Origin of the sequence: Kitasatospora cinereorecta (genome assembly GCF_024172095.1) — a bacterium.
Lineage (GTDB): Bacteria > Actinomycetota > Actinomycetes > Streptomycetales > Streptomycetaceae > Kitasatospora > Kitasatospora cinereorecta.
In genome coordinates, this window is the sequence record NZ_JAMZDX010000008.1 from 433750 (window position 1) to 439828 (window position 6079).

The 6079-nt window shown below is 71.8% G+C and carries 7 protein-coding genes; 3 read left to right on the forward strand and 4 right to left on the reverse strand.

Translation table 11 applies throughout. The features are described 5' to 3' along the window. Positions 1 to 2: 2 nt before the first annotated feature. From FHR36_RS37215 to FHR36_RS39735, 4 genes are all read right to left on the reverse strand, one after another. Positions 3 to 401 carry a hypothetical protein gene (locus tag FHR36_RS37215; RefSeq protein WP_253799492.1) on the reverse strand — a complete coding sequence of 133 codons (399 nt, stop codon included), beginning with the start codon at positions 399 to 401 and terminating at the stop codon, positions 3 to 5. After that, the gene (locus FHR36_RS37220) at positions 398 to 1240 is read right to left on the reverse strand and encodes a TnsA-like heteromeric transposase endonuclease subunit (RefSeq protein ID WP_253800616.1); all 843 of its coding nucleotides are present in this window, start codon (positions 1238 to 1240) and stop codon (positions 398 to 400) included. The genes FHR36_RS37215 and FHR36_RS37220 overlap by 4 nt, the downstream gene beginning before the upstream one ends. A 206-nt stretch (positions 1241 to 1446) precedes the next feature. Beyond that, entirely contained in the window at positions 1447 to 1800 is a 354-nt protein-coding gene (locus tag FHR36_RS40180; RefSeq protein ID WP_253799490.1) for a hypothetical protein, read from the reverse strand. Positions 1801 to 1816: 16 nt separating this feature from the next. Beyond that, the gene (locus FHR36_RS39735; protein ID WP_308199604.1) at positions 1817 to 2836 is read right to left on the reverse strand and encodes a TniQ family protein; all 1020 of its coding nucleotides are present in this window, start codon (positions 2834 to 2836) and stop codon (positions 1817 to 1819) included. Between the two features lie 33 nt (positions 2837 to 2869). Between FHR36_RS39735 and FHR36_RS37235 the strand changes: the two genes are divergently transcribed. From FHR36_RS37235 to FHR36_RS37245, 3 genes are all read left to right on the forward strand, one after another. Next, positions 2870 to 3010 (forward strand): hypothetical protein, encoded by a 141-nt coding sequence (locus FHR36_RS37235; protein ID WP_253799488.1) that lies wholly within the window; start codon positions 2870 to 2872, stop codon positions 3008 to 3010. Between the two features lie 593 nt (positions 3011 to 3603). After that, positions 3604 to 3759: a hypothetical protein gene (locus FHR36_RS37240; RefSeq protein WP_253804604.1), complete on the forward strand. Its 156-nt coding sequence runs from the start codon at positions 3604 to 3606 to the stop codon at positions 3757 to 3759. A 230-nt stretch (positions 3760 to 3989) separates the two neighbouring features. Next, the gene (locus FHR36_RS37245) at positions 3990 to 4541 is read left to right on the forward strand and encodes a hypothetical protein (RefSeq protein ID WP_253804605.1); all 552 of its coding nucleotides are present in this window, start codon (positions 3990 to 3992) and stop codon (positions 4539 to 4541) included. Positions 4542 to 6079 lie beyond the last annotated feature (1538 nt).

The window sequence follows — 6079 nt, forward strand, 5'->3', positions numbered from 1 at the left end:
GTCTACCTCGAGGACAAGACCTTCGAGGAGGCTGCGGCCGCGATGGGCAGCGTGAAGCCCGACACCGCGCCCGCGTCGGCCCCGTCGGGGTGGCCGGTCTCGACCTCGCGGATGTGCCGGCGCCACGTGAGCGCCCGTTCCCGGGCCGCCGCCGGGGCGGTCTCGAACAGGCCCCACTGCGGCGCCGCCTCCGCCTTCCCGTCGGCCTCGGGGCCGGTGAGGGCGAACGTGGGGTCGGCGAACAGGCGCCCGGCCAGCACCACTTCCTCCCCCTCGTCGGCAACCAGGTGGACGCGCTGTCCGGCCAGGCCGACGACCTGCCAGCGCGCCCCCCGGAAACGGACCTGCCCGCCGACCGCCAGCACCGGACGCCCGCCACGCCGCCGCGGCGCCGCGCTCACATCCCACCCCCGCCACAATCGCCGGCCACCCCGGCTGTCCCCATCCCGCTGCTTCCTGCCATGGCTTGTACGGATCCCGGGCCGACGAGGACGCCCTGGTGCAGCGGGCGTTCCAACGACACACTCAGCCGGCCGTGCCACAGGGTGTGGAAGACGGCGGGTAGAACCGTCATCGGGGGGCCGAGCGCCTGAACGCCTTCCAGGAGCGGCCGCGGCCGCTCGAACGCCTCCAGCAGCGCGTCCGCCACCCCGGGGCGGCCCTGGTAGCGGGGATGGCGGTAGCCGGCCAGCCACCTCAGGTTCGCCGCGAACACCGCATCCAGCGGCTCCAGGCGCCGGTAGTGCCAGCCGACCAGGTCGCACGCCGCCCGGGCCGCCTGCGCGCCGCGCAGCGCCCGCTCACCGCCCGCCTTTGCATGCCCCGGGCAGTCGGCCAGCAGGGCGGTGCCGTCCGCGTAGCGCGCGAACAGCTGCGGCACCCACGAGCGCACCGAGCCCCCATGGTCGCGCCACACCAGCCGCACCGGCCGCCCTGCCAGCCCTGTCACCTGCGGGTCGCGGTCCAGGACCATCAGCTGGGCGCGCATCGCGTTGGACCCGGCGACCACGTGCCGCCCGGTGGTGGCCGACCACCACAGCCCCGGCCCCCACCGCCTCCCGGGCGGCACCGGGAACGCGGACACCGGCGCCAGGTCCTCGAAGGCCACCGTCACGCAGGCGTCCTCCCACCGCTGCCGCACCTCCTGGCCGACCGGATCGAGGAACACCGCCTCGAACCCCGCCCGCCCATCCACATCCACCGGGCCCGCGGACCCACCCGCCCCGGCCCAACCGTTCACGCTGCTCACGGTTCTCAGCCAACCCGCCACACACGCCCACGCGGACGGCTTTCCCCGTTCCCGCCCCACCCCGTGACCTGGTGCGGTAGAGCGCCCCATACGCACCCGCGTTCTCACCCGGGCCCACACCCCACCACCAAGCCCAAGCCCGGTGCCGTCCTACACAGCGCCGGCCTGCCCCGGCCCGACGACCCGCCAGACCCCTTCTATCGCACCGCCCGGCCACCATCCCCGAGCACCTCGGCGAGCGCATCCGGGGACAGCCCCGCCCACGCCGCGACGTCCTCGACTCGCACTCCGGCCTCCAACGCGGCCCCCACCGTCTCCCGCACCGCCTGCTGCAGCCGGTCGATGCCGCAACCCAGGCCCTTCAGCAGCCGCTCCGCCGCCTCCGCACTGCTGCCCCGCTGCGCCCCGCGCAGCTGGATCAGCTGTTCCTGCGCGTCGTCCAGCAAGTTGCCGATCAGCGCGCGCCGTTCAGGCGCCACCGCCGAGCGCCACACCGTCCCCGACCCCGGCAGCTTCGCTTCCTTCGTCAGCGCCCGCAGCTGCGCCGCCATGCTCGTCGGCTGGAGCTCACGGCGCACCCACCACAACTCGTCCCTGTGGCCGCGGGGCACGGCCGCGCCGCGGCGCCGGCGGATCACCGCTCCACCACGCGATCAGCGGCCCGCCGAAGTCGACCGCCGCCAGCGGCCCCAACCACCGGCGCCCCACCCGCTCACCCAGCTGCCGGCAGAACGCCCCGTCCGCCGGCAACGCCCGGGGTCGCCCGGCCCCGCTGTCCTGCCAGACCAACTCGGCCATCACCGGATCCAGCAGCGCCCGCGCGACCTCCACCACCTCCGGGAAGACCGCCGCGTCCCGCGCCACCGCCCGCCACCGCCAGAAGTCCCCGCTCGCGTCCCCGCCCGCCAGGGCGTGCAGCCGCGCGGGCCACACCCGCTCGTCCGGCCACTCCAACGCCAGATCCCACCACCGGCACACCACCGCATACGCCACCGCGAACACCTCCCCAGGCCCAACCCCCGCCCGCACCGCACGCCTCGCCACCCGCACCCACCGCCGCTGCGCCTCGACGATCTCCGGCAGGCCGCGCACGTCCAGGAACTCCAACGCCTGGTCCGCATCGGCGTCCAGCAGCCACCGCCCGTGCCGCGTACACACCCGCTCCCACCGCTGCGCGTACCGCATAACCCGCACCGGCGCTCCGGCCCGCCGGGCTGCGCACCACCGGCACCCGAACGCCACCGGCCCCACCGCCGCGCCGCCCACCCGCCACACCGCCCCAGGGCCGCTGCCAGCCGCCTGCGAGGCCAGTTTCTTGTCGTCCAGCCCCCACGCCGGCAACGCCCGCCCCAGCACGTCCTCGTCGACCCCGCACAACCCGGCCAGTACCCGCCGCCCCGCCGCATCCGGCAGCACCTCGGCGTCCGCCCGCAGCGCACCGCCCTCATGCCGAGGCTGGTGGCTGAGCAACTGCCAGTGCGTCAGCACAGCGGCGTCGTCCAGGCCGTAGCGGGCAGCGACCCGGCTAACCAGCGAGAAGGTCGTCTCCCCGGCGATCGGAGAGATACGGAAGACCACGGAAGCCATGAGCCCAGCCTTGCGGAGAACAGCAGAACCTGGGTGAAGTTCCGCGTTCCCGTCACCAGCCGACTTGGCGGCTGCACGGCGAACGCCGCGCTGGTCTCCGTCCCGGACGATCCGTGGTGGGAGGTGCGGGTGCTGCACGCGAAGCTCTACCCGCCGCCCCACCGCTGGGTGTGACCTGTTTGGGTTGTTGGGCGTGGAATGGCCCCGTACGCTGGATTGTCTGGACCTTTGGTTGGACCTGTTGGGGGTGTCCGAGGGTGGTGGGTGTCCGGGCATTGGTAACTGTGTGTGGTGGTCGATGCAGGTCGGGGTCGGTGGGGCCGGGGCGGGGGTCGGTGGGGTGTGGTGGGCGGGTTTTCGGGGTATGAATTCCGCCGGTAATTCCGTTGGGTTGTTTTGGCGGATTGGTTGCTGGTGGTGGTGTAAATTCGCCTCGCTGCGCCGCCGTTCGGGGGCCGTGTGCGGGTCGCGCTGCGCCGCTGTCCTGGCTGCTCGGACACCCCCGCCACCCCGCCGGCTCACTGACCTCGACCGGGACGGCGCCACCCTCTACGACCGCATGCTGCGCCTGACCGGGGCCCCCGCACCTCCAGCGCTCCCGCCGACGCGGTCGAGCTCGGCCCGGCACTCGCCGACCTGGCCGGCCTGACGCCGGTCGCACGGTGCTGCTCTGGGACTCAAACCCCCCTCCACGACGCGCTGCGCGGCCTGAAGGTAGAGCCTGGCCGGATCCTGCCGGACGGCTACCAGGGGTGCAGCACCTGGAGATGACTGTCATGCTGTGGCGGGCCGACCTCGACCCCGCCACCGGCCACCACCGCATCCCCACCCCGCCAGGTACCGCGGACCGCCTGCGGCTCCGCCGGATAGTCACCGCCCGACCTGTCCAGTACCTGGGCGAGACCGGCTGCACGGCCTCCTGAGCGCGTCACGGGCGCCCAGCCGATGTCCCCTCAGCACGCTGCGGCCTGATGCTGCCAAGGAGCCGAAGCGCGGTCCGCCAGTTCGGTGGGCCGCGGCTTCTCCTATCCAGTCGTTGTGACCGCCGGGGAGCACAACGTCGTGGTTCGCGCGTTGCGAGTGCACGGGGATCCGCCGTACCACCTCTTGCCATAAGGACGTGCGTGCTCACCTTCACCTTGGACACAACTGCTTGATCGACATCGAAGAGAACCGGCCTGCTGCCGCGAGCGTGCAGACCTTGATCGAGCGCCATGACGCTGGCATTGCCATAGTTCGGCTGGCGGCCACGACTGCGGCGGAGAACCAGCCGGACGGGTCTGCACCGAGGATCGCGGCTTTCCAGCGGCGGGTTGTGGCCGCGGGGCTGGACCATCTCGAGATCCTCAAGCCGGTCGTAATCTGGGACTACAACTTCACCTACTGGGACTGGGCAGTCTGGGGCAACGAGTCGACCGGCACCGAACTCGAGGCAATCCACAACGTGCTGTTTCCCGACGCACCGTTCGATCATGACCAGGCAGTGCCCGACGGTCTGCCGAACGCAGACAGGGCGGAACGCAAGTGGCGGAACCAGCGGCTGGATGGTCTGGGGCTGCACACCCACATCCAGGCGGGTGCTGACGTGTACGTCACCTCGGACCAGAACTTCTTCAAGGAAACGAAGAAGTCGCCGCTCGCGGCGCTGGGCGCGCACATGATCATGCCCCCACACGAAGCCGTGGCCTACCTAGACTCGCTCTGAGGCTGGCAACTTACTGTCGGGCGGCCTTCCTGGCGCCCGACAGCTTTCTGACGGTGCACGCGGGCGGCGGCCCTGCGCCTGGAACGCCGGCTGCGCCCGGACTCGGCGACTGCGTCAGCGGTTCGAATCCTGGCTGTCATGATGGGCGTCAGCCCAAGGGACCGGCCGGTGAGCTCGGCGACGTCCGCCGGCACGCCACACCGGGGGCGAGACGGCCTTCGCCACCGCTGCCGACACATGCGCCGAGTGGCGTGCTACGCCGCCGTCCGGGGCGGGGTTGTTGGGTGCACTCCGAAGCTGGCCTGTTGCTCCTTGCGCCGGTCCAGGTAGCCGCCCGGGCCAAGGTGACCGGGGCCAAGGATGGTGGCCGGTCTTCGTCGAGGAGTGCCGGCGTCCGGAACCGAGGCTTCGCCCCAGGCCGACTCCTGGCCGCTCGGATCGAGCCGGGACTGGTTCGCCGGCAGCCGCGGACTCGCGTACCGCGCGTCATCCGGATCACCTACCGCCCGTGACCTCCGGCCGACAGTCCCACCGGCCACGAGCACCGGGACGACGAGCACGACCAGGAGCGCGCCGTCGTCAGCCCCGGTGCGACTGGTCGGGGTACTTCCGGCACACCTCGTCGCCTTCGTCGTCGCACAAGCATGCGCTGCACGCGGCGCACAACTCTCAGCTGTCCTCGCAGCGCCGTGGCGGGTAGGTCATCTCCTCCCCGCACCACTCGCACGTCCTGGTGGGCAACCGCTCCGGATCTCACTGCGTTCACGGATGCTGTGGATGTCGTCCTGGTCGTCGCCCTGCTGCTGATTCGTCACGGACGAAACGTAGCTGACAAGATCATCTGTAGTGCTTTAGACGCCGCTGCTGCGCCCGCCGGTCTGCCTGCCGTTCGGGGTGGCCGCACCGCTGTGCCCCGCCTTCTTGCCTGTTGTGCTGCCGTTCGGGCCGGCCCTCGTTCGGGCTTGGCGGGTCTGTTGGGTGCCGGGATGCCGGTGCCTGAGTGGTGGGGGTCTGGGTGGCCGTCAGGCCGCCGTGGAGGCTGTCGCCGGAGTGGCCGGCGCGCTGTCGCGTTTACTCAGGTTGAACTCCTGATGTCGGGTGGCTGAGCCCGGATCCACCGGTCTGGGGTCAGCAGCAGCGATCCGGCCCATCAGCCACCATTCCCATGGCGACCAAGACCTCGGCATCGGCCAGGAAGGCCAAGGCGGCCCCCATGTCGCCGCCGTGAAGCAGCTCGGAGGCAGCCATACCGATCCAGGTCACAGCGCTGGTCGCCCTTCATGTGGCCCGGGTCGAGCCCGTGCATTGCGCAAAGCCGTTGGTGCGTCGCAGAAAGGTAGGACGGCCAGTCGTCGTAGTCGGCGCGGTCCAGGCCGCTCAACTGTCCGAGCCAGGAGCCGGCATGGGCCCGAAGGACGGCCTCGGGTTCACGGAAGTCGTGCATCCATCCACACCGCTGTCCAACGCTTCCACCGATCGTTCGACCGTCTGGAATCCCAGGAGCCAGGTGCTGGCCGCCCCACGGTGGCGCCACACGG

Coding starts and splice junctions, on each gene's coding strand:
- FHR36_RS40180 (WP_253799490.1), bottom strand. CDS start 1,800: ATGGCGGCGCAGCTGCGGGCGCTGACGAAGGAAGCGAAGCTGCCGGGG.
- FHR36_RS39735 (WP_308199604.1), bottom strand. CDS start 2,836: ATGGCTTCCGTGGTCTTCCGTATCTCTCCGATCGCCGGGGAGACGACC.
- FHR36_RS37240 (WP_253804604.1), top strand. CDS start 3,604: ATGACTGTCATGCTGTGGCGGGCCGACCTCGACCCCGCCACCGGCCAC.